We start from the raw sequence: 18554 nt of genomic DNA on the forward strand, positions 1-18554 counted from the left end.
ATGATTTCAATGCGGATAAAAGGGTCGGCGCATTCGTGCAGGACATAATGGACATGAGCTTAAAAACAGATAAAGCGCGGGATATACTGGACTTTGCGGCGAAGAGGTATATAGAAAGGAACGGAATAAGGGATGATAAAGGCCGGTTGAGCGCGATAATCATCCAGGCCAGAATGAGTTCCAGCCGGTTCCCGGGCAAGGTAATGTCCCTCCTGGGGGGGATGCCCCTGGTTGAATACGTATACAGGCGGTGCAATACCTGCGGGGCAGACAATGTAGTCGTCGCCACTTCAGAAGATATCTCCGATGACGCGGTATACGACCATTGCAGGGCCAATAGAATACCCGTCTTCAGGGGCAGTCTGGACAATGTTTTAGAAAGATACATCCGGGCCGCCGGATCAGTGAACGCTGAATACATCGTCCGTGTGTGCGCAGATACCCCTTTCGTGGATACCGCTTTAGTCAATACGCTATTGAAGACGCTCATCGCGGAAAAACTGGATTACGCCTCATTGGAGCGCAGCACATGCGCGTCCGGTTTCTATTCGGAGGCGTTAACCGCGGAAGCCCTGAAAAAAGCGGCGGGGAAAACGAAAGAAAAAGAAGATTTGGAGCACGTGACTAAATACATAACGTCGCATCCGCAGGAGTTTTCGGTCAAATTCATCAATGCCGGACTCAACCCGGAATTTGTGCATGAGATAAGATTGACCATCGACCATCCCGGCGACCTGAAAAGGGCGAACGCTATCGTGGGCGAATTGGCCGACCCTCTCGCCTTCACTTCAAAAGAGGTGCTGGAAGCCGTAAGGAACAAAATGATCGGGCTTATGGCATGAAGAAATATGATGCGGGGGATTTCCCCCGGAGGATAGAGATCGAGTTGGCGGCTTCGTGCAACCTGCGCTGCTCCTATTGCCCGCGCAGGTACGTGGACGATCTCCACGGCTTCATGGGTTTTTCATTCTTTAAAAAGCTGATCGATGAAGTATCCGCGTATCCCGATACGGTCCTCGTGCTTCACAGGCGCGGAGAAAGCCTGCTGCACCCGGATTTCATCGAGATATGCGGGTATGTGAAGGGCAAATTCAAGGAAGTCCAGATGGCGACCAACGCGACGCTGCTTGATGAGCCGCGGTCAAAGGCGATCATCGAGGCGATAGATTTTATCTCATTCAGCCTCGATATCCCGGAAGTATACAACAAGACGCGTGAGCCTGCAAAATACGATAAGGTCGAGGCCGCGATACTGCAGTTCTTAAAAATGAATAAAGGCCGCGTGAAGACCCAGGTCTCAATGGTAAAGACATTGGATACTCCGCCCCGGAACCCGGAGATCTTCAAAAACATATGGAATGGCAAGGTAGACCGCATACGTATATATGAGGAACATTCCCGTAACGGCAAGTTCGGTTCCCTGGGCGCGAAGAGGAGCGGGCGCGTGGGATGCGTGATGCCGTTTTATGAGATGCTCGTATTTTTTGACGGAAAAGTGGGAAGGTGCAACCACGATTGGAACAGTTCGCCGCTTGGGGATGCCAATACCTCGCCCATCAAAGAGATATGGAATTGCCGGTCTTATAAGGACCTTCGGAGGCAGCACGAAACGATGGAACTGATCGATGAAGTGTGTAAAGGATGCGATTCCTGGTATCCGGAGATCGGAAACCAGGGAACAGGGGAGACCGTACAAAATGCGTAATGAATTTTTGCCGCTGGCAAAGCCGTTTATGGGGACCGAAGAGATAGAGGCGGTGGCTGAAGTCATCCGGAGCGGGTATTTGACTACCGGGCCGCGTGTGACGGAATTTGAAAATGCCGTGACGGGATATCTCGGAGGCCAGGCCAATGCCGTAGCCCTGAATTCCTGCACGGCGGGCCTGTACCTGGCCCTGTTGGCCTGCGGTATCGGTAAAGGGGACGAGGTAATAGTCCCGACATGGACATTTGCCGCTACGGGCCACGTGGTCTTATGGACCGGCGCGACACCCGTATTATGCGATGTCTATGAGTCATCCCTTAATATCGACGTCGAAAAAATGAAGTCCCTTATCACTCCGCGGACCAAGGCGGTCATGCCGGTCCATTTTGCGGGCTATCCGTGCGATATGGATGCGATACTTTCCGTGGCAAAAGAGCACGGCCTGGCGGTCATAGAGGATGCGGCGCACGCCATCGGCACACAATATAAAGGCAGGAAGATCGGCAGTTTCGGGGATGTCGCCGTCTTCAGTTTCTATGCTACCAAGAACCTGGCATGCGGCGAAGGGGGTATGGCGGTCTCCCGGGACAAAAAAATGATAGAGAAGATGCGGAAATTAAGTTATTTCGGCATCAACAAGGAAGCCTTCAACCGTTATTCCCAAAAAGGCAATTGGTTCTACGAGATAGAGGAGATCGGCTATAAATATAACATGGATAGCATCCATGCCGCCCTGGGGCTTGAGCAGCTTAAAAAACTGGACCGGATGAATGAGAGGCGGAGGCGCATCGCATCGCTCTACCGGGCCGGCCTTGATCCGCGCGTCCGTTTTTCCGAGGACAAGCCGGAACACTACCACATTTACCACCTCTTCACCATGCGCATCGGCAAGGATATCATCCCCAGGGACGAATTCATCAAGCGGCTCCGGGAGCGCAATGTCGGCACGAGCGTCCATTTTATCCCGCTGCATAAGCATCCCTTTTATAGGGATATCATCCATTCGCGCTTTCCCGCGGCAGACCGCGCTTACGAGGAGATAGTATCCATACCGATGTATCCCGGAATGTCGGACCAGGACGTTGACTACGTTATCGAAACCATTAATGATGTACTTAAGAGCGGAGGGTAAGATGATATTCGAAAATATCATGAAGAACAAGACGGTTTCTGTCTGGGGTCTTGGCTACCTGGGATACACCACGATATTCAAGCTGCAGACGAGCGGGTTCAAAGTCAAGGTCTATGACCTGAACGCCGGGCAGCTTAAGGCCTTCACGGGGGGCAGGTATCCCGACAACAACCAAAAGGCGACCTGGTCGCTTAACGGGTTCCTGCCGAAACTGGATTATCCGGCCATCCAGGTGGCGAAGAGCGCGGAGGAGATGTTCAAAGATTCCTGCCTGCATATCATCGCGATGCCGGAGAGCCGCAAGAACACGGGGAAGGACACCATTGCGTCCAGGATGGCGGTGATCTTCGCCCGCAATATAAAAAAGAGCGGTACGGTTCCCCTGGTGATATTCGAATCGGCTTTCATCCCCGGGAATATCCAGAAGAACTTCATAGACAAGCTCCGTAAGGAGAGGATAACCGTATCAAAGGATTATCATGTGGGGGTCTTTTTCCGGGCGGACTGGAGCGTGGAGGCATTTATCGGTAAAAAGGACAAGATGCCCGTTGCGGGGTGCTGCCCGAAGGGTTCGGAGGCGATACGCAGGCTCCTTGAGCATCTCGGCCTGCCTGTAATAATGCTCGACAGCATAAAAGATGCCGAGATCTACGCAAATTCCATGAATGTCATCCAGGCGATGGCCATAGATTTCCTGCGCCAGCTCGCGATGGGGTATCCGTTCGTGAATATGAAGAAGATGTCGAAAGCCCTTTTCGGCAATATCTCGCTTGCCGATTGCGAATTGAACATCGGCACCGGCGGGGAAAGGATGACGTTCTCGACAGACTATCTCATAGAAGGCAGCGACAAACCGGGGAACCTTACTCTGCTTAAGGAGTTCCAGGATATAGGCATTTCGTCGGTGCTCAGTTATGCGGACTATATCATCCGGCACGGATATAAGAGCGTGGAGATACTGGGCATAACCTATAAAGGCAACCAGAAAGACCTCACGCTTTCCCCGTCGGTGACGCTGGCGGACTATCTCATAAAAAACGGGTTGAAGGTCTCCATATGCGACCCGTACTGCACCGTGGATGAGATACGCAGATACATAAAAGGTGTCACGGTAAGGTCATTCCCGTCTAAGGTATTCTCCTCGGATGTTGTGGTGGTCGCCTCCGACCACAACCAGTACAAATGCATCGCCCCGCAAAAGGTGAGGGATGCCAAAAATAAAGTGAAACTGATCATCGATAATTACGGGATATGGGAACACCTCCGTTTCGAAGATCCCATACGTTACCATCAGGTGGGAGACGGGTCGCTGGACCTTTCAAAATAGACTATGTGCGGAATAGCCGGATATATATCGAACAACCCCGAACATAACCCGCGGCAGATCGTGCATGATATGCTGAAGGCGATCAGCCACAGGGGCCCGGACCAGTCCGGGATCTATTCCCGTAAGGGCATGGCGCTGGGGATGGTGAGGCTGAGCATCATCGACAAGGAAAGGCACGATATACCCTATGAGGCGCCGGACGGGTCGGCGGTCATCGTATATAACGGGGAGATCTATAACCACGAAGATATCCGGCGTTCATACCGGGGAGAGTATGAGTTCAAGACCCAATCGGATGCGGAGACTGTGCTTTGCCATTACCTGAAACAAAAAATTTCTTCGTTCCGTGATTATAACGGTATGTATGCGTTCGCTATCTATGACGGCCGGGATAAAGAGATGTATATCGTCCGGGACAGGGCGGGAGAAAAACCGTTGTACTATGTCCGCAGCGGTGATTTTTTCGCTTTTGCGAGCGAGATCAAGGCGCTGCTTAAACTGGTGAAGCCCGTCTACAACCGCGAATGCCTTTCGTACGAGGCATTCGAGTTCAATACCGGCGAGAAGACGCTGTTCAAGGACATATACTGCCTGATGCCGGGTGATTACTTAAAGATTGACAGCAGGCTTACCGTGACGAAACACTCATATTGGAAGATATGGGACAACCTGACGGAGATGCCGGATGACCTTAAGAAAATAGAGTCGCGGTTGACCGACCTTCTTGTCGATTCCATACTTTTGAGGACGAAGAATTGCGTGCACCGTTTCGGGACGTTCGTAAGCGGCGGCGTGGACAGCGCGCTGATCGCCTGCATCGCCAAGCCGGATTACATCTACACGTGCCATTACCCCATAGCCAAGGACTATGACGAATTGCATTATGCCCAGCTCGTCGCGAAAAAGATCAAGAAGAGGCTGGTGGTGGTCAGGCCCACGCAGGAGGATTTCCGCCGGACGAACCGGAAGATCGTATACCATCTTGATACGCCGTGCACCTGGACCAGCTTCAGCCTCTGGATGCTCCTTGAGCGCGCCAGCAGGGATATAAAGGTCGTCCTTTCCGGGGACGGTGCGGATGAGATATTTTCCGGCTATCACCGCTACCACCTTTTGAACCACGATGAGAGCATAAAGCAGTTGGAGGCCCTCAGCCAGTATTCTTACCTAATAGACCGTTATTACGGTTCCACGGTGGAGAGATACGCCAGGATCGTGAACCGCTGTGAGAACAAATATAACCAGGAAGTCGTGAAGTACCTTGAGGAGACGATAGGGGATTTCTTCGGGAGGGTAAATAACGACCATATCCACGCCATGGGCCTCGCGGATTTCTATACGAGCATGCAAGAGCTCCTGCAGTTCGCCGACAGGATCAACATGGCTTTTCATGTCGAGAACCGGGCGCCGTTTTTGGACTACCGGCTGATCCAGTTCGCCTTCAGCATGCCGTCCAAATATAAGATCAAGGACGGGGTCACTAAATGGATACTGAAGAGGATAGCGAAGAAGTTCATCCCGGCCGAAATAGCAGCGCGTGTCGATAAAAGGGGTTTCAGCGCGCCGGTGAACCGCTGGTTCGGATGGGGGAAGAACGGCAAGTATGACAGGAGCGAATACAGGAAACACGTCTTCAACGAATGGGTCAAGGTCTTCAATGTCGAGACCGTGCCTCCGGCGGGTCCCCGATGATAGCCATTGTCGATTACGGCCTGGGCAACCTCCGTTCAGTCGCAGGCGCAATACAGAAACTGGGTTTTAAGCCGCTGATCACCAGTGATGCCTCCGACCTCAAAAAATGCGAAAAGCTCATAATACCCGGAGTAGGCGCGTTCGGGGACGGCATCGGGAACCTGCGCCAGTCAGGTCTCGTCGATGTGCTTGACCGGCTGGTCCTTGAAGAGCATAGACCGGTCCTTGGCATCTGCCTGGGGTCGCAATTGATGGCAAAAGAGAGCTTCGAATTCGGGCATCATAAAGGCCTCGGCTGGATCGACGCGTCAGTGGTAAAGATAGATGTGCCCGGCGTGCGGATACCCCACGTAGGATGGAACGGCCTTTTGCAGAGGAAAGCAAACTTACTTTTCGAGAGCATACCCCAGGACGCGCTTTTTTATTATGTGCACAGTTATCATATCCGGTGCGCAGATCCGGATGATGTCATCGGCGAATGTGAATACGGAACCCGGTTTGCCGCCGCGTTGAACCGGGGAAACATATACGCGACCCAATTCCATCCGGAGAAGAGCCAGCTTCACGGCTTAAAACTGCTTGAGAATTTTTTGACCAAAGCTTGAGATGCTTAAAAAAAGGCTGATCACAGTGTTGACGTTTAACAACGGGGTCCTGTTCCGGACAAAGGATTTTTGCCCGGATTACCGGTATACCCTGAATTTCGTCGATTCCTGGTCGATAGATGAGATCGTGGTACTGGACGTGACCCGTCCCGCAGCCGGGGAGAGGAAAAATTTTTATGACGTCGTAAGCCGGTTCGCTGAAAAATGTTTTGTCCCTCTTGCGGCAGGAGGGGGGGTAAGGTGCATCGGGGACTTTAAGACATTGCTAGGCTTGGGCGCGGATAAAGTGACCATCAATACGGCCGCGGTTGAACGCCCGGAGTTCATCAGCGAGGCCGCAAAATTATACGGGTCCCAATGCGTCGTCCTCTCCATCGACGCAAAGAAGAATGAACGGGGTAAATACGAAGTTTTTACGGATTTCGGCAAGAAGGCTTCCGGGCTGGATCCCGTGGGATGGGCCAAAAGAGCCGAGGACCTTGGGGCGGGAGAGATACTCATCTCTTCTATCGATAAGGACGGTTCTTTAGAAGGATACGATAATGAGCTTAACAGGATGGTTGCCGACGCCGTCGGGATACCTGTACTTGTATGCGGAGGGGCGGGGAAATGGCAGGATTTTGTAGATGGTTTTAAGGACGGCCACGCATCGGCGGTCTGTACCACTAATATTTATCACTTTACGGAAACGAGTATAAAGAGCGCGAAGAGTTACCTGAAGAACTCGGGTATCGATGTCAGGGCGTAAACGGGAGAGGATCGAAAATGGTTATTTATTGTAAGCGGTGCCTTATGCCTTCCACCAGGCCGAGGATATCCTTTGACAAGGAAGGTATTTGCAACGCGTGCAGGAATGCCGAGAATAAATGGGAAGGCATAGATTGGCAGGCCAGAAAAAAGGAATTCCTCGACCTCCTGGGCCAATACCGGTCCAAAGACGGGTCATGGGACTGTATCGTACCGTGGAGCGGCGGAAAGGACAGCAGCGCCGTGGCATACAAGTTGAAATATGAGTTCGGGATGAACCCGCTCATGACGACATTCTCTCCGCAGCTGCCTACTGATGTGGGAAACTACAACCGCGAGATGATGGTCCAGCTCGGTTTCGACCATCTCTTCTTCCGCCCCAACCAGTGTATACACCGGCGGCTGTCGCGCAGGTTCTTTATAGAGCGCGGCAACCATAAGGTAGCCTGGGACGCCGGCGTCAATACGATACCCGTCCAGGCCGCGGTAAATTACAAGGTGCCGCTGGTCTTTTACGCCGAACACGGGGAGAGCGAATACGGGGGGAAGGTCCTGAAAGAGGAGTCGAAGAAACTGCGGGACTTTACTGAGGTCATAGAGCACCAGATAGGCGACGATCCCAGGAACTGGGTAGACGACAAAATCACGGCGAAGGACCTCAACCCTTACCTCTATCCCGGCCTGGAGGACGTCAAGAAGGTGGGTGTAAAGGCGCTTTACTTCGGTTATTTCTTCAAATGGAGCAGTTACGAGAACTTCCTGTACATAAAGGAAAAATTTGACTTCAAGACATGCCCCACCGGAAGGTCGGAAGGGACCTACACCGATTTCGACAGCCTCGACGACAAGTCCGACAACCTTTACTATTATATGCAGTTCATAAAGTTCGGTTTCGGCAGGGCGGTGAGGGACGCGAGCAGGATGATCCAGAATAAACAGCTCACCAGGGAGCAGGGCCTGGAATTGGCAAAAAAATACGATGATGAATTCCCGGCGTATTATTTCAAGGATATGCTGGAATATTTGGATCTCACAGAAAAAGATTTCCATGAGATAGTGGATAAACACAGGAATCCCGAGATCTGGAAGAAAGAGGGCGGGAAGTGGCAATTGAGATACCCCTTACGCTGACATGCAAACACGGGAGTGAAAAATGAATTTTGAGGAACGAGTAAAAAGAAGGAATGAGTTTGATGCCAGTATAGTCTATGGCACTCGCAAGTTCAACCTGTTGACCAAGCGCGATGACCACCTCGCTTACAGGGAGAGCCATGATGACCAATGGACCGATCCCGGTACCGGGCTTATTTATGATAAGTTTGCCGAGAAGAGAGCCTGTCCGTTGTGCAAGTCAGGAGACCACGATGCGGTTTTCGTAAAGTACGGGTTCCCTCATGTAAAGTGCAAGAGCTGCGGGTTGGTATATGTAAACCGGATCCTGAATAATGATGAATACAAGAAGCTCTGGAGCGCCGAGGATTCCTGGGAGGCGGTTCTGGAGAGCACGGAGCAGATAAAGATGCAGGCCCTGGAGGCAAGGTACAGCCTGGATATCGCCGAGTTTTATTTCGATAGTAAGGAAAAAAACGATATAGGTATTTGCGATGTAGGCTGCGGGCCGGGCACATTACTTGGCGAAGCAAAAAAGAGGGGATACTACGCTTTTGGCGTCGAACCTAACCGGCGCTGCCATAAATTTTTAACGGAAAAAGAAATAGATTATATAGGCGATTTTTTCCCGCTTAAGCAGGAGATCAAGCGTAGGTTTGATTGCATCTTTTTATTGAACACCCTTGAGCACTTGAGGGAGCCCTTAGAGACAGTGCTGGAGGTAAAGAAGATATTAAAACCAAAAGGCATAATTTTTATTTCAGTCCCTTGCATGGATGCCCTTGTCAACCGGATCATGCATGAAAAAGCAGGCGTTTTTGCGGGGCATTCTCATATCCAGTTCTTTAGCAGGGAGACCCTTTCCATGCTTTTTGAAAAAGCGGGGTTTGAGGTCCTGGAGCACGAAACGATAATCACGGAGATCGGGGTGATCAAAAATTACCTTAGCTACAAGGACCCCTATTTCGGAGATAATGCCGATGCCCTGGATTTTCTTACACCGGAACTGATCTACAAAAACCACCTGGCAAGGAATATCAACATGGTGGGAAGGCTAAGGAGTGCCTGACAGGCCGGTGTATATCATCGCGGAAATAGGCATCAACCATAACGGCTCTCTCGATAACTGCCTGGAGATGATCGACGCCGCCGCAGCCGCGGGCTGTAATGCCGCTAAGTTCCAGCATTTCAAAGCGAAATATCTTTATCCGGAAACGGCGGGCAAGCTGGACTGGAAAGACGCCAAAGGGGCGTATTCTTACGATATTTTCGATGCGGCAAAGCGGTTTGAAATGCCCGAAGCGTGGATTACGCGGCTCATGCGCCATTGCGCCGCCAAGAAGATCGATTTCCTTGCCTCTGTTTTTGACGCGCGCGGGCTCAGGACAATGGTTAGGAAGGGGCTGAAACGGATCAAGATCGCCTCGTATTCGCTTACGAACCTCCCGTTACTCCGGGAATGCGCGAAGACAAAGCTTCCGCTTATCATCTCTACGGGGGGCGCGACGCTCGGCGAGGTAGAAAAGGCCGTCTTCACCGTTAATCGTCACCATGACAAGATCTCGCTCTTGCATTGTTCTCTGAAGTATCCGACGCCGCTCAAGGACTGCAACCTCGGGGTGATCGATACCCTGAAGCTGGCTTTTCCGGGCATCGCGGTCGGATTCTCCGACCACACCGCAGAGGCCTCCGACGCCGCGGCGCAGGCGGTCTATCTCGGCGCTTCTATCATAGAAAAACACATTACCCTGGACAGAAAAATGGCAGGCCCTGACCATTTCTTTGCGTTGGAACCGGATGAGATTGAAAAGATGGTAAAGGATGTCAGGTCGGCGGAAACCGCGTATAAGCGTAAAAATTTCACTATCGATAAACTTTTGTACGGCACGACGGCCAAGGTGACATTTCCCCATGAACGTTACCTGAGGGATTTTGCCTTCATGAGCCTTTTTGCGCGCAGGGACATTAAGAAGGGGAGGGTAATAAGGCCCTCGCACATCGCCGTCCTCAGGCCCGGCAAAAAGGCGCATGGGCTTGCGCCGGAATATATGAGCTTATTCGAGGATCACAGGGTCACCGCTGGAATGGATATCCCGTCAGGTGAACCTATTACCTGGGCGGATATTTTAAGATGAAGAACATAGTATTCAGGGCAGACGCTAAAACCTGTATCGGCACGGGTGACCTGGTCTCCCTGATACACCTGTCCAGGTATTTTGAGAAGAAGGGTTGGAGAGCGCATTTTATCATCAGGGGATATGACCTTGGCCTCGCGCTGGCAAAAAAGCATGCATTGAAGAACCTGAGCGTGATCGAACCGGATAGCAGTATCGAGGAAGAGGTGGATTTTATAAACAGTTACATAGATAAAAACGGCATAGATGCGGTTTTTTTTGAGATCACCGAAAGGACTCTGGTTGATTACCGCGGGATAACGCCCGAAACGATAAAGGCATGTGTGTGCTTTGACGGCATCGTGCCCGCCGGTTTCGACCTCGTCGTGGATTGGGATGTTTCGGCTGAGGAGGCATTCGCCGGGAAGGATACCGGCAGGGCTCGTCTCCTCCTGGGTCCGCAATATATAATTCTGCCGGTCGACTTTCAACTCGATCGCATACGCAAGAGGAAATATAAGGAGATGGTCGAGACGGTATTGGTCACGCTCGGCGGAGCCGATGAATTCGACTTTACCAAAAAGGCGATAGAGGCGCTTGCTGAACTCGACGCCAAGGTAGTGCTGCATATTATTTTGGGCTCAGGCTATAGGCATCGGAAAACCCTTGAGCGCAGGCTCGAGGATCTGCCGTTCAAATATACGTTAAAGCAGAATGTCGCAGGCATGTTCCCGGAATATATGAATTGCGACCTTGCTATCTCCGCGGGGGGGCTTACCTCGTATGAACTGGTCTGCGCGCGTACGCCGGCTTTACTGACGGCGGTGTATGAACATCAAGTCACGAGGTGCGAATATTTCGATAAGAAAAGATACGCCCGTTATATGGGATTCCGGACGATCGATCCCGTAATGGTAAAAGAGGCGCTGCGCCGCAGCGTTGCCGTGGACCCGGGCATTTTCCCAAGGACAGACTCTATCAGGGAGGCGGTGGATGAAATATATGAAAGACATCACGCTTAAGGCGGCCGGCGCGAAGATCCGCCTGAAGTTTTTGCAGTGGGACACCGGTTTTTTCGGAAGGCCTTCTTTTCTGCTGGATGCCGGCAGGCTGGAATTGACGCCGTCTTCCGAGCTTGACGGCAAGTTCAGGAGGTCCTTCAAGGATACATTTATTACCGCTAAGATCGACACGGCAACCGAAATAAGGGTATTAGATTTTTTGTATTCTACCGGTTTTAAATACATTAATACCGAAGTAACCCTTAAATATCAGGATAAGGGATGCTGCGCCGGAAGGTCTAAGGCTGCGCAAGCCAAGAGGGGAGCGCTTGGTTGTAAGATAGAAAAGCTGGAAACGAATGAAGGCCTGCCGTATTCCAGGCTGGGCTCGGTCTTCACATGCGACCGTTTCCATAGCGATCCGCATATACGGAAAGAAAAAGCGGACCTGCTTTGGATCAATTACTTAAAAAATTTCAAACCATCCGCAACGCGTTTTCTCTTCGTCGCGCGGATCGGTGATGAAGCCGCGGGAGTCATCCTGTGCCATAAGGATGCGCGGATGAAAAGGGTCTTTTTGGCCTATGTGGCGGTAGCGGAAAAGTTCGCGGGCGCAGGGGTGGGCACCGCGTTGATACAGCATGTTATCAGGCATTTCAGGCGCTTTGAAATGGTGACCGAAACGCAGGTCGGGAATATTTCGGCTATGAATTTTTACATCAGGAACGGGTTTTCCGTGATCGAAAAAACCAGGACCATATTACACAGGTGGAGCCGATGAAAAACTTGATAATCGCGGCGCACCCCGATGACGAGATATTGGGATGCGGAGGTCTGATCGCCAAGCAAAAGAAATGCGGCATCGATTCATACGTCGTGATCCTGACTGACGGCGCAAAGGGAAGGTATTCGCCGCGGCAGGCTGCGGCGCTAAGGAAGAATGCCCTGGAGGCGAATAAGAAGGTCGGGACCAAAAAAGTCTTTTTCGAGGATTTCCCGAACCAGAAGCTCGATGCCATCGCGCTTTCAGGTATCATCGGGTGCATAGAAAAATATATATCGCGGCTGGATGCGGACAGCCTGTATACCCACCACGCCGCGGACCTGAATAAGGACCACCGGATTGCGTATGAGGCGTCGATAACCGCCGCCAGGCCCATCCCCGGGCAGAAGATAAAAAGGCTTTTCACGTATAATGTGGCTTCCGCTACCGAATGGAACTCCATGGAAAAGGAGGACCTGTTCATACCTAACATCTTTCTCGATATTGCCGGCGAGATCGGGGTGAAGACGGCGGCGATGTCGCGGTACGAAAGCGAAGCCAGGCCGTACCCGCATCCCAGGAGCCCCGAAGCCATAAAGGCTTACGCGAATTACTGGGGGATCTCGGCGGGCATTAAGTATGCCGAGCCGTTCAGGCTTATAAGGGAAGTGCGAAAATAGGGATGAGGATAGTTTTTATAGGCTGCGTCGAGATCGGGATGAAATGCCTGAGGCAGGTAATAAAAGACGGCGGCGATGTCGCGGCTATATTTACCCTCTCCAGGAAATATGCCGGCAGGACCTCGGGGTTCGCGGATTTCTCTGCGGTCGCCCGGAGACACGGCATACCGCTGTACAGGGTAAGGGACCTCAACGATCCTGTGAATATCTCGCGCATTAAAAAGATAGGACCGGGATTGATAGTGATATGCGGCTGGCAAAGATTGGTCTGCGCGGAGATATTAAAGGTGCCCGGCAAAGGCGCGATAGGTTTTCATTCTTCATTGCTGCCAAAATACAGGGGCCGCGCGCCCGTGAACTGGGCGATAATAAACGGGGAAAAGAGGACCGGTGTTACCATGTTCTACTGCGACCCGCAGGCGGACACCGGGGATATAATCGCCCAAATGAGTTTTCCGATAAGCCTGGAGGACACGTGCGCTACGGTATATGACAAGGCCGCGTCGGCGGTGTGCCGTTTGATAAGCAGGCATCTGCCTGAGATCGAGGCGGGGCGCGCGCGCAGGATAAAGAATGTTTCCGGGAACCATAAGTTTTGGCCGAAGCGGCGGCCGGAAGACGGGCGCATCAACTGGAACGCCCCGGCTATCGATGTTTACAACTGGATACGGGCCCTGACCCATCCTTATCCCGGCGCGTTCACATATAGCAAGGGCGTAAAGTATTTTGTTTGGAGCGCGAAGATCGGCGGCTCCCGGAGGGCGGCCGGAGATGCCGGTGAAATACTGTCGGTGCGAAAGAAGGGCAATAAACGCTCGTTTTTGGTGTCTGCCAAGGACCGGGCTATCTGGATAAGCGATGTGGGAGCTGAGGGCGAAAGGCCGGCCCGTGATTTCGCAAAAGGCGACAGGTTTATTTGACCATGAAAACCGCGAAAGAGGTATACGCCGTGATAGAGGCCAGGATGGGGTCTACGCGCCTTCCCGGAAAGATGGCGCTTGACCTGTACCCGGGGCTTCCCGCTTTGGGGGCGGTCATAGAAAGGCTTTTGGCGTGTAAAAATGTCAAAGGGGTGGTAGTAGCGACGACCGAAAAAGACAGCGACGACCGGCTGCTGCCGATCGCGAAAAGGTTCGGGGCCGTATGCTACCGGGGCAGCGAAACGGATGTCCTGGGAAGGGTAGTGGGAGCGGGGACGGCCGCAGCCGCGGAGGCGCTTGTTTTGGTCACCGGCGATTGCTCATGTATCTCTCCTTCGTTAATAGATGAAGGCGTCGATTTCTTCTTCAATCATGCGTACGACCTGGTATCGAATTGCCTGGAGGACTCTTATCCCGTAGGCATAGATATGCAGGTGGCCGGATTTTCCGCGTTATCCAGGGCGCATGAGACGGCGCGCCGCGCCCCTTACAATTCGGACAGCAATAATTTCGAGCACACAAATTATTTCATTAAAAGCCACCCGGAGTTATTTTCGTCGTACCGGTATCCGGCCCCGGCAAAATTTAACCGGCCGGATATCCATCTTGCCCTCGATACAGAGGCGGACCTTGAGGTCATGAGGAGGATATACGGGCGGCTTTACCCTGTGAACAAATTGTTCGATACCGGCGACATCATCAAGTTGCTGGATGATGAGCCCGGGATATTGGAGCCTTTAAAAGGCCGTTCCATAAACAGGACAGGTATAAAATAACATGGTCAGGGCAGGGATAATTGGTTGCGGGAATATAGCGTTTAAATGGGACAGCCCAAAAGGGCCGCATTATAATACGCACGCCAAATCGTACTTTAATGAGCCGTCTGCGAGACTGGTCTGTTGCAGCGATATCATATTCGACCGGGCGCGTGAAATGGCCCGCGTTTATCCGGGCGTCACCCCATACAGGGATTACAGGGAAATGCTCAGGAATGAGCGCCTTGACGTCGTCAGCGTCTGCGCTACGACATCGGCCCACTATGAAATAATAAAATGGATCTTAGAGAATTCGGAGGTCAGGTATATACTGGCGGAAAAACCGCTGACTTACGAGATCTCACAGACCGCGGAACTCACAGATTTGGCGAAAAAGAAAGGCGCTAATATCGCCGTAAATTACCTCCGTCGCTGGGATGAATCGATAAACAGGGTAAAGCGGCGCATAACCGGGGGCGAATTCGGCGATCTCCAGGCCGGACGGGCGGTCTATTACGGCGGTTTCCTGCAAAACGCGGTCCACTTTGTCGACCTCCTGCTGTTGTTCGGGCTCAAGCCGGATTTTTCGCTGGTCGCGCCAGGTGTCAAGTTTTATAAAGACGATTTTGGCGCTTCAGTTCTTTTGAAGACGAAGGACGGAAAACCGGTATTCTTCAGCTGGGTGGACGGGAAGGACTACCCATATCTTGAGCTGGACCTGTTTTACAAAAAAGCGCGCGTGAGGATAGGCGATCAGTGCGAGGTCGATATCTATAAGGCAAGGAGATCATATCTGTATCCCGATTTCCGGGAGTTGGCGGCTGTCCGCGGTTATCCTTCAACGATCTCGAAGGCAATGAAAAATTCCGTATCCGGTATCGTGAAGGCCTTCCGCGCGCAGTCTATAGACCACGGGCCCATGAAGAATGAAATGGAAATAATCAGGCTGGCGTCGGAGATCTGGCGCAAGGCAAGAAGGCCGTAAGAAACATATGGATTTAAATGGGAAAAAGATAATAATGGCTATCCGCGACCCCGGCGCATCGCAGGCGGTGCTGCTCTTGTACCGGCCGTTGAAAAAGCTCGGCGCAAATGTCTGCGTAGCGGCCCGGGGGCCGGGATTTCGCCTGGCCGTAGAAGCGGGCACCGGACCCAGCGCGCGCAGGCAGGCGCACAGCGGTTATCCATACATATGTGATTTTGTCCGGGCCGAAAGGCCGGACCTGATCGTAACCGGCACGAGCATAAACGATGACCTCGAGAGGGATTATATAAAGGCCGGAAAGGCCTGCGGGGTTCCGGTCGTATCTTTCATAGATTGGTGGACAAATTTCGAAAAGAGGTTCATTTATTCTAAGACCGGCGAGACCTGCGTCCCCGACTGGATCTGCGTGGTCGACGGAATAGCGGAAGGTTTATGCCGCAAATATTTCGGCGACCGGGTAAGGATCGCCCGCACAGGGAACCCGTATTTTTCATCGGCGACAACCCCTTTGAGAGGCCTTGGCAATATTAGAAAGCGTATGCTAAGGCAGTTGTCGCTGGATCCGGACACAAAGACAATATTATATCTTGCCGAGCCGACCGAACCGCCGGTAGAATACGACCAATTTAAGATCTTTGAACGGGTAGTGGGCGAGCTGTCGAGGGTTTCCGCCGGTTACGGCAAGAGCCTGAACCTTATCATAAAGTTCCACCCTAACGGTGAGAAAGAGGATATTTACAGGCGCTACGGCCGGATAGCCAAAAAGAAGCTGGCCGGGGATATCAACGTCATGATGGTGAAGAAAAAATATAATGCCAGCGAGCTGATAGCAAGCTCAGACTATGTCTGGGGCATGAATACGACGCCTTTGTTCGAGGCGATGATGAGAGGCAGGCTTGTCTCATCTTTCCTGCCGGGCGTCGATATCCCGGGCATACCTTTTTTGAAGATGGCAGGATACTGCCCTTCGGCAAACGCGTATTCCCAATTCCCGGGTCTGGTTCGCAGCCTGTTAACCGACGAAAAATTCGTCAAGAGGGCGCGGCTTGCCCAGAAGCGCTATGTGATGCCCCGGGAGAATTTTTTCAAGACATTTTGCGGGATCGCGAAGGCAGAATTAAACAGGAAGGGACGAAGATGAGCAGATTGGCGATTTTCGGCGGAAAGCCGGTCCGCAAGCGGCTTTTTCCTTTTTATAGGACAGTGGGAAAGGAAGAGAAGAAGGCGCTTTGCGGGGTCATAGATTCCGGGGTACTTTCGGAATTCCTGGGATCATGGGATGAGAAGTATTTTTTCGGCGGTCCCGGGGTGCGCCGGCTTGAAGGTGAATGGGCAAAATACTTCGGCGTGAAGCACGCTATTGCGGTCAATTCCTGCACGTCGGGACTTTATTGCGCGGCAGGCGCGGCGGGAATAAGCCTTGGGGACGAAGTGATAGTTTCACCCTATACCATGTCAGCCTCGGCCACGGCGGCCGTTGTTTTTCAGGGCGTCCCGGTCTTTGCCGATATAGAGGAAGATTACTTTTGCCTCGACCCGGTATCGGTGGAAGAGCGCATAACGCCCAGGACCAGGGCTATAATAGTTGTCGATATATTCGGCCAGCCCTATGACGCGGACAGGATAAATGCGATAGCCCGGCGCCATAAGTTGGCAGTAATAGAGGATGCCGCCCAGGCCCCCGGCGCGAGATACAGGGGAAAGTATGCAGGGACCCTGGCTGATATCGGCGTATTCTCCTTGAATTGCCATAAGCATATCCAGTGCGGGGAAGGCGGTATAGTAGTCACGGACAACGATGAATTGGCCGACCGGGTGCGGCTTATCCGTAACCACGCCGAAGCGGTCGTAGGAGACAAGAAACAAAAAAACCTCGTGAACATGGTAGGCTACAATTTCAGGATGACCGAGCTTGAAGCGGCGGTAAGCATATGCCAGCTGAAAAAGCTTAAGGGCCTGCTTGGCGCCCGGCAGGATAATTGCCGGTACCTGGAATCAAAGCTTGGCGCCGTACCGGCGATAGTAATCCCGCCCAAGAGGCCGCATTGCGAGCACGCGTATTATATACAACCGTTCAAATTCAATAAAGAGGCCGCAGGCGTAGGGCGGGACTTGTTCCTCGACGCGGTCCGCGCCGAGCTTGCGCCTACCGAAAAATCCGAAGACCTCGGCGTCCGCATATGGGGCGGATACGTGAGGCCCTTATATATGCAGCCGATGTACCAGAAGAGGATCGCCTACGGCAGGTCCGGCCTGCCGTTTAGCAGGAAGTTCTATAAAGGTAAGGCCGATTATTCGAAAGGGACCTGTCCTGTCGCAGAGCGCATGTACGGGTCGGAACTTTTTATAAACGACCTGATGCATGCCGGGATGAAGAAGAATGACCTGGATGATGTAGTGAGCGCGTTCGAAAAAGTCTGGGAGAACCGTTCCGAATTAAAAAGAAGGAGTGGTGCATGAGATCCGTATTTTTGGAAGGAAAACAGATATATCTCAGAGCTATTGAAAAGGGCGACGTTAAAGGCAATTATCCGCAGTGGCTTAACGACCAGGAAGTGTGCCGTAACAACGCACATGGGCGCTTCCCGAACTCGGCCGCCAAGGCTAAAAGTTACATAGACAGGGTGAATAACAGCGGCTCTGACCTTGTGCTTGCGATAGTGTCCAAAAAGAACGACCGGCATATCGGGAATATTGCGTTGCACGGGATCGATTGGATAGCGAGAAATGGGGAATTTGCCATAATCATCGGGGAAAAGAAGTATTGGGGCAGGGGAATAGCCAAGGAAGCGTCGGGCCTGTTATTGCGGCACGCCTTCCTGGCGCTTAATATACACAGGGTCTACTGCGGGACCAACGAGAAAAATACCGCGATGCAAGGGCTGGCCGCCCACATGGGGATGAAAAAAGAAGGCCGCAGGCGCCAGGCGTTCTTAAAGAACGGGGCCTACCAGGATATCATAGAATACGGCATATTGCGTGATGAGTATATGAGAAGAAAGAAGGCGAGGTGACGGG

Annotated in this window: 19 protein-coding genes; all 19 read left to right on the forward strand. The window is 52.2% G+C overall.

Going from position 1 to position 18554, the window contains the following annotated elements; genetic code table 11:
- The coding region (locus tag WC317_03040) for an NTP transferase domain-containing protein (GenBank protein MFA5339109.1) at positions 1-842 on the forward strand (842 nt) is incomplete at its 5' end.
- A complete protein-coding gene (locus tag WC317_03045) occupies positions 839-1705 on the forward strand; it encodes a radical SAM/SPASM domain-containing protein (protein MFA5339110.1) in 867 nt (288 codons plus the stop codon). The genes WC317_03040 and WC317_03045, both read left to right, overlap by 4 nt.
- Complete coding sequence (locus WC317_03050) at positions 1698-2837, forward strand: DegT/DnrJ/EryC1/StrS family aminotransferase (protein ID MFA5339111.1); 1140 nt, start codon at positions 1698-1700, stop codon at positions 2835-2837. Before WC317_03045 ends, WC317_03050 begins: the two co-directional genes overlap by 8 nt.
- Position 2838: 1 nt before the next feature.
- Positions 2839-4164, forward strand: a complete 1326-nt coding sequence (locus WC317_03055) for a UDP binding domain-containing protein (protein ID MFA5339112.1) — start codon at positions 2839-2841, stop codon at positions 4162-4164.
- 3 nt (positions 4165-4167) lie between these two features.
- Positions 4168-5856: an asparagine synthase (glutamine-hydrolyzing) gene (gene asnB / locus WC317_03060; GenBank protein MFA5339113.1), complete on the forward strand. Its 1689-nt coding sequence runs from the start codon at positions 4168-4170 to the stop codon at positions 5854-5856.
- Positions 5853-6461, forward strand: a complete 609-nt coding sequence (gene hisH / locus WC317_03065; GenBank protein ID MFA5339114.1) for an imidazole glycerol phosphate synthase subunit HisH — start codon at positions 5853-5855, stop codon at positions 6459-6461. The genes asnB and hisH overlap by 4 nt, the downstream gene beginning before the upstream one ends.
- Position 6462: 1 nt before the next feature.
- Entirely contained in the window at positions 6463-7209 is a 747-nt protein-coding gene (locus WC317_03070) for an imidazole glycerol phosphate synthase cyclase subunit (GenBank protein MFA5339115.1), read from the forward strand.
- A gap of 17 nt (positions 7210-7226) precedes the next feature.
- Positions 7227-8339, forward strand: coding sequence for an N-acetyl sugar amidotransferase (locus WC317_03075; GenBank protein MFA5339116.1), 1113 nt, complete (start codon positions 7227-7229; stop codon positions 8337-8339).
- A 22-nt stretch (positions 8340-8361) separates the two neighbouring features.
- Complete coding sequence (locus tag WC317_03080; protein ID MFA5339117.1) at positions 8362-9387, forward strand: class I SAM-dependent methyltransferase; 1026 nt, start codon at positions 8362-8364, stop codon at positions 9385-9387.
- Complete coding sequence (locus tag WC317_03085) at positions 9380-10453, forward strand: N-acetylneuraminate synthase family protein (protein MFA5339118.1); 1074 nt, start codon at positions 9380-9382, stop codon at positions 10451-10453. Before WC317_03080 ends, WC317_03085 begins: the two co-directional genes overlap by 8 nt.
- A complete protein-coding gene (locus WC317_03090) occupies positions 10450-11454 on the forward strand; it encodes a hypothetical protein (protein MFA5339119.1) in 1005 nt (334 codons plus the stop codon). Before WC317_03085 ends, WC317_03090 begins: the two co-directional genes overlap by 4 nt.
- Complete coding sequence (locus tag WC317_03095; protein MFA5339120.1) at positions 11426-12214, forward strand: GNAT family N-acetyltransferase; 789 nt, start codon at positions 11426-11428, stop codon at positions 12212-12214. The genes WC317_03090 and WC317_03095 overlap by 29 nt, the downstream gene beginning before the upstream one ends.
- The gene (locus WC317_03100) at positions 12211-12876 is read left to right on the forward strand and encodes a PIG-L deacetylase family protein (protein MFA5339121.1); all 666 of its coding nucleotides are present in this window, start codon (positions 12211-12213) and stop codon (positions 12874-12876) included. Before WC317_03095 ends, WC317_03100 begins: the two co-directional genes overlap by 4 nt.
- Before the next feature lie 2 nt (positions 12877-12878).
- Positions 12879-13796 (forward strand): methionyl-tRNA formyltransferase, encoded by a 918-nt coding sequence (locus WC317_03105; GenBank protein ID MFA5339122.1) that lies wholly within the window; start codon positions 12879-12881, stop codon positions 13794-13796.
- A gap of 2 nt (positions 13797-13798) precedes the next feature.
- A complete protein-coding gene (locus tag WC317_03110; GenBank protein ID MFA5339123.1) occupies positions 13799-14572 on the forward strand; it encodes a hypothetical protein in 774 nt (257 codons plus the stop codon).
- 1 nt (position 14573) lies between these two features.
- Entirely contained in the window at positions 14574-15536 is a 963-nt protein-coding gene (locus WC317_03115; protein MFA5339124.1) for a Gfo/Idh/MocA family oxidoreductase, read from the forward strand.
- A 34-nt stretch (positions 15537-15570) separates the two neighbouring features.
- Entirely contained in the window at positions 15571-16677 is a 1107-nt protein-coding gene (locus WC317_03120; GenBank protein MFA5339125.1) for a hypothetical protein, read from the forward strand.
- Positions 16674-17996, forward strand: a complete 1323-nt coding sequence (locus WC317_03125) for a DegT/DnrJ/EryC1/StrS family aminotransferase (protein ID MFA5339126.1) — start codon at positions 16674-16676, stop codon at positions 17994-17996. Before WC317_03120 ends, WC317_03125 begins: the two co-directional genes overlap by 4 nt.
- Positions 17993-18550, forward strand: a complete 558-nt coding sequence (locus tag WC317_03130) for a GNAT family protein (GenBank protein MFA5339127.1) — start codon at positions 17993-17995, stop codon at positions 18548-18550. Before WC317_03125 ends, WC317_03130 begins: the two co-directional genes overlap by 4 nt.
- The last annotated feature ends 4 nt before the right edge of the window (positions 18551-18554 follow it).

The sequence above is a fragment of the Candidatus Omnitrophota bacterium genome (genome assembly GCA_041653595.1).
Classification (GTDB): domain Bacteria; phylum Omnitrophota; class Gorgyraeia; order Pluralincolimonadales; family Pluralincolimonadaceae; genus Pluralincolimonas.

What these genes read in the sequence shown, in the direction of transcription:
- WC317_03070 (MFA5339115.1), top strand. Translation starts at nt 6,463, where the DNA reads ATGCTTAAAAAAAGGCTGATCACAGTGTTGACGTTTAACAACGGGGTC.
- WC317_03100 (MFA5339121.1), top strand. Translation starts at nt 12,211, where the DNA reads ATGAAAAACTTGATAATCGCGGCGCACCCCGATGACGAGATATTGGGA.
- WC317_03105 (MFA5339122.1), top strand. Translation starts at nt 12,879, where the DNA reads ATGAGGATAGTTTTTATAGGCTGCGTCGAGATCGGGATGAAATGCCTG.
- WC317_03090 (MFA5339119.1), top strand. Translation starts at nt 10,450, where the DNA reads ATGAAGAACATAGTATTCAGGGCAGACGCTAAAACCTGTATCGGCACG.
- WC317_03125 (MFA5339126.1), top strand. Translation starts at nt 16,674, where the DNA reads ATGAGCAGATTGGCGATTTTCGGCGGAAAGCCGGTCCGCAAGCGGCTT.
- hisH (MFA5339114.1), top strand. Translation starts at nt 5,853, where the DNA reads ATGATAGCCATTGTCGATTACGGCCTGGGCAACCTCCGTTCAGTCGCA.
- WC317_03050 (MFA5339111.1), top strand. Translation starts at nt 1,698, where the DNA reads ATGCGTAATGAATTTTTGCCGCTGGCAAAGCCGTTTATGGGGACCGAA.
- WC317_03080 (MFA5339117.1), top strand. Translation starts at nt 8,362, where the DNA reads ATGAATTTTGAGGAACGAGTAAAAAGAAGGAATGAGTTTGATGCCAGT.
- WC317_03075 (MFA5339116.1), top strand. Translation starts at nt 7,227, where the DNA reads ATGGTTATTTATTGTAAGCGGTGCCTTATGCCTTCCACCAGGCCGAGG.
- WC317_03120 (MFA5339125.1), top strand. Translation starts at nt 15,571, where the DNA reads ATGGCTATCCGCGACCCCGGCGCATCGCAGGCGGTGCTGCTCTTGTAC.
- WC317_03095 (MFA5339120.1), top strand. Translation starts at nt 11,426, where the DNA reads ATGAAATATATGAAAGACATCACGCTTAAGGCGGCCGGCGCGAAGATC.
- WC317_03045 (MFA5339110.1), top strand. Translation starts at nt 839, where the DNA reads ATGAAGAAATATGATGCGGGGGATTTCCCCCGGAGGATAGAGATCGAG.
- WC317_03130 (MFA5339127.1), top strand. Translation starts at nt 17,993, where the DNA reads ATGAGATCCGTATTTTTGGAAGGAAAACAGATATATCTCAGAGCTATT.
- WC317_03110 (MFA5339123.1), top strand. Translation starts at nt 13,799, where the DNA reads ATGAAAACCGCGAAAGAGGTATACGCCGTGATAGAGGCCAGGATGGGG.
- WC317_03055 (MFA5339112.1), top strand. Translation starts at nt 2,839, where the DNA reads ATGATATTCGAAAATATCATGAAGAACAAGACGGTTTCTGTCTGGGGT.
- asnB (MFA5339113.1), top strand. Translation starts at nt 4,168, where the DNA reads ATGTGCGGAATAGCCGGATATATATCGAACAACCCCGAACATAACCCG.
- WC317_03115 (MFA5339124.1), top strand. Translation starts at nt 14,574, where the DNA reads ATGGTCAGGGCAGGGATAATTGGTTGCGGGAATATAGCGTTTAAATGG.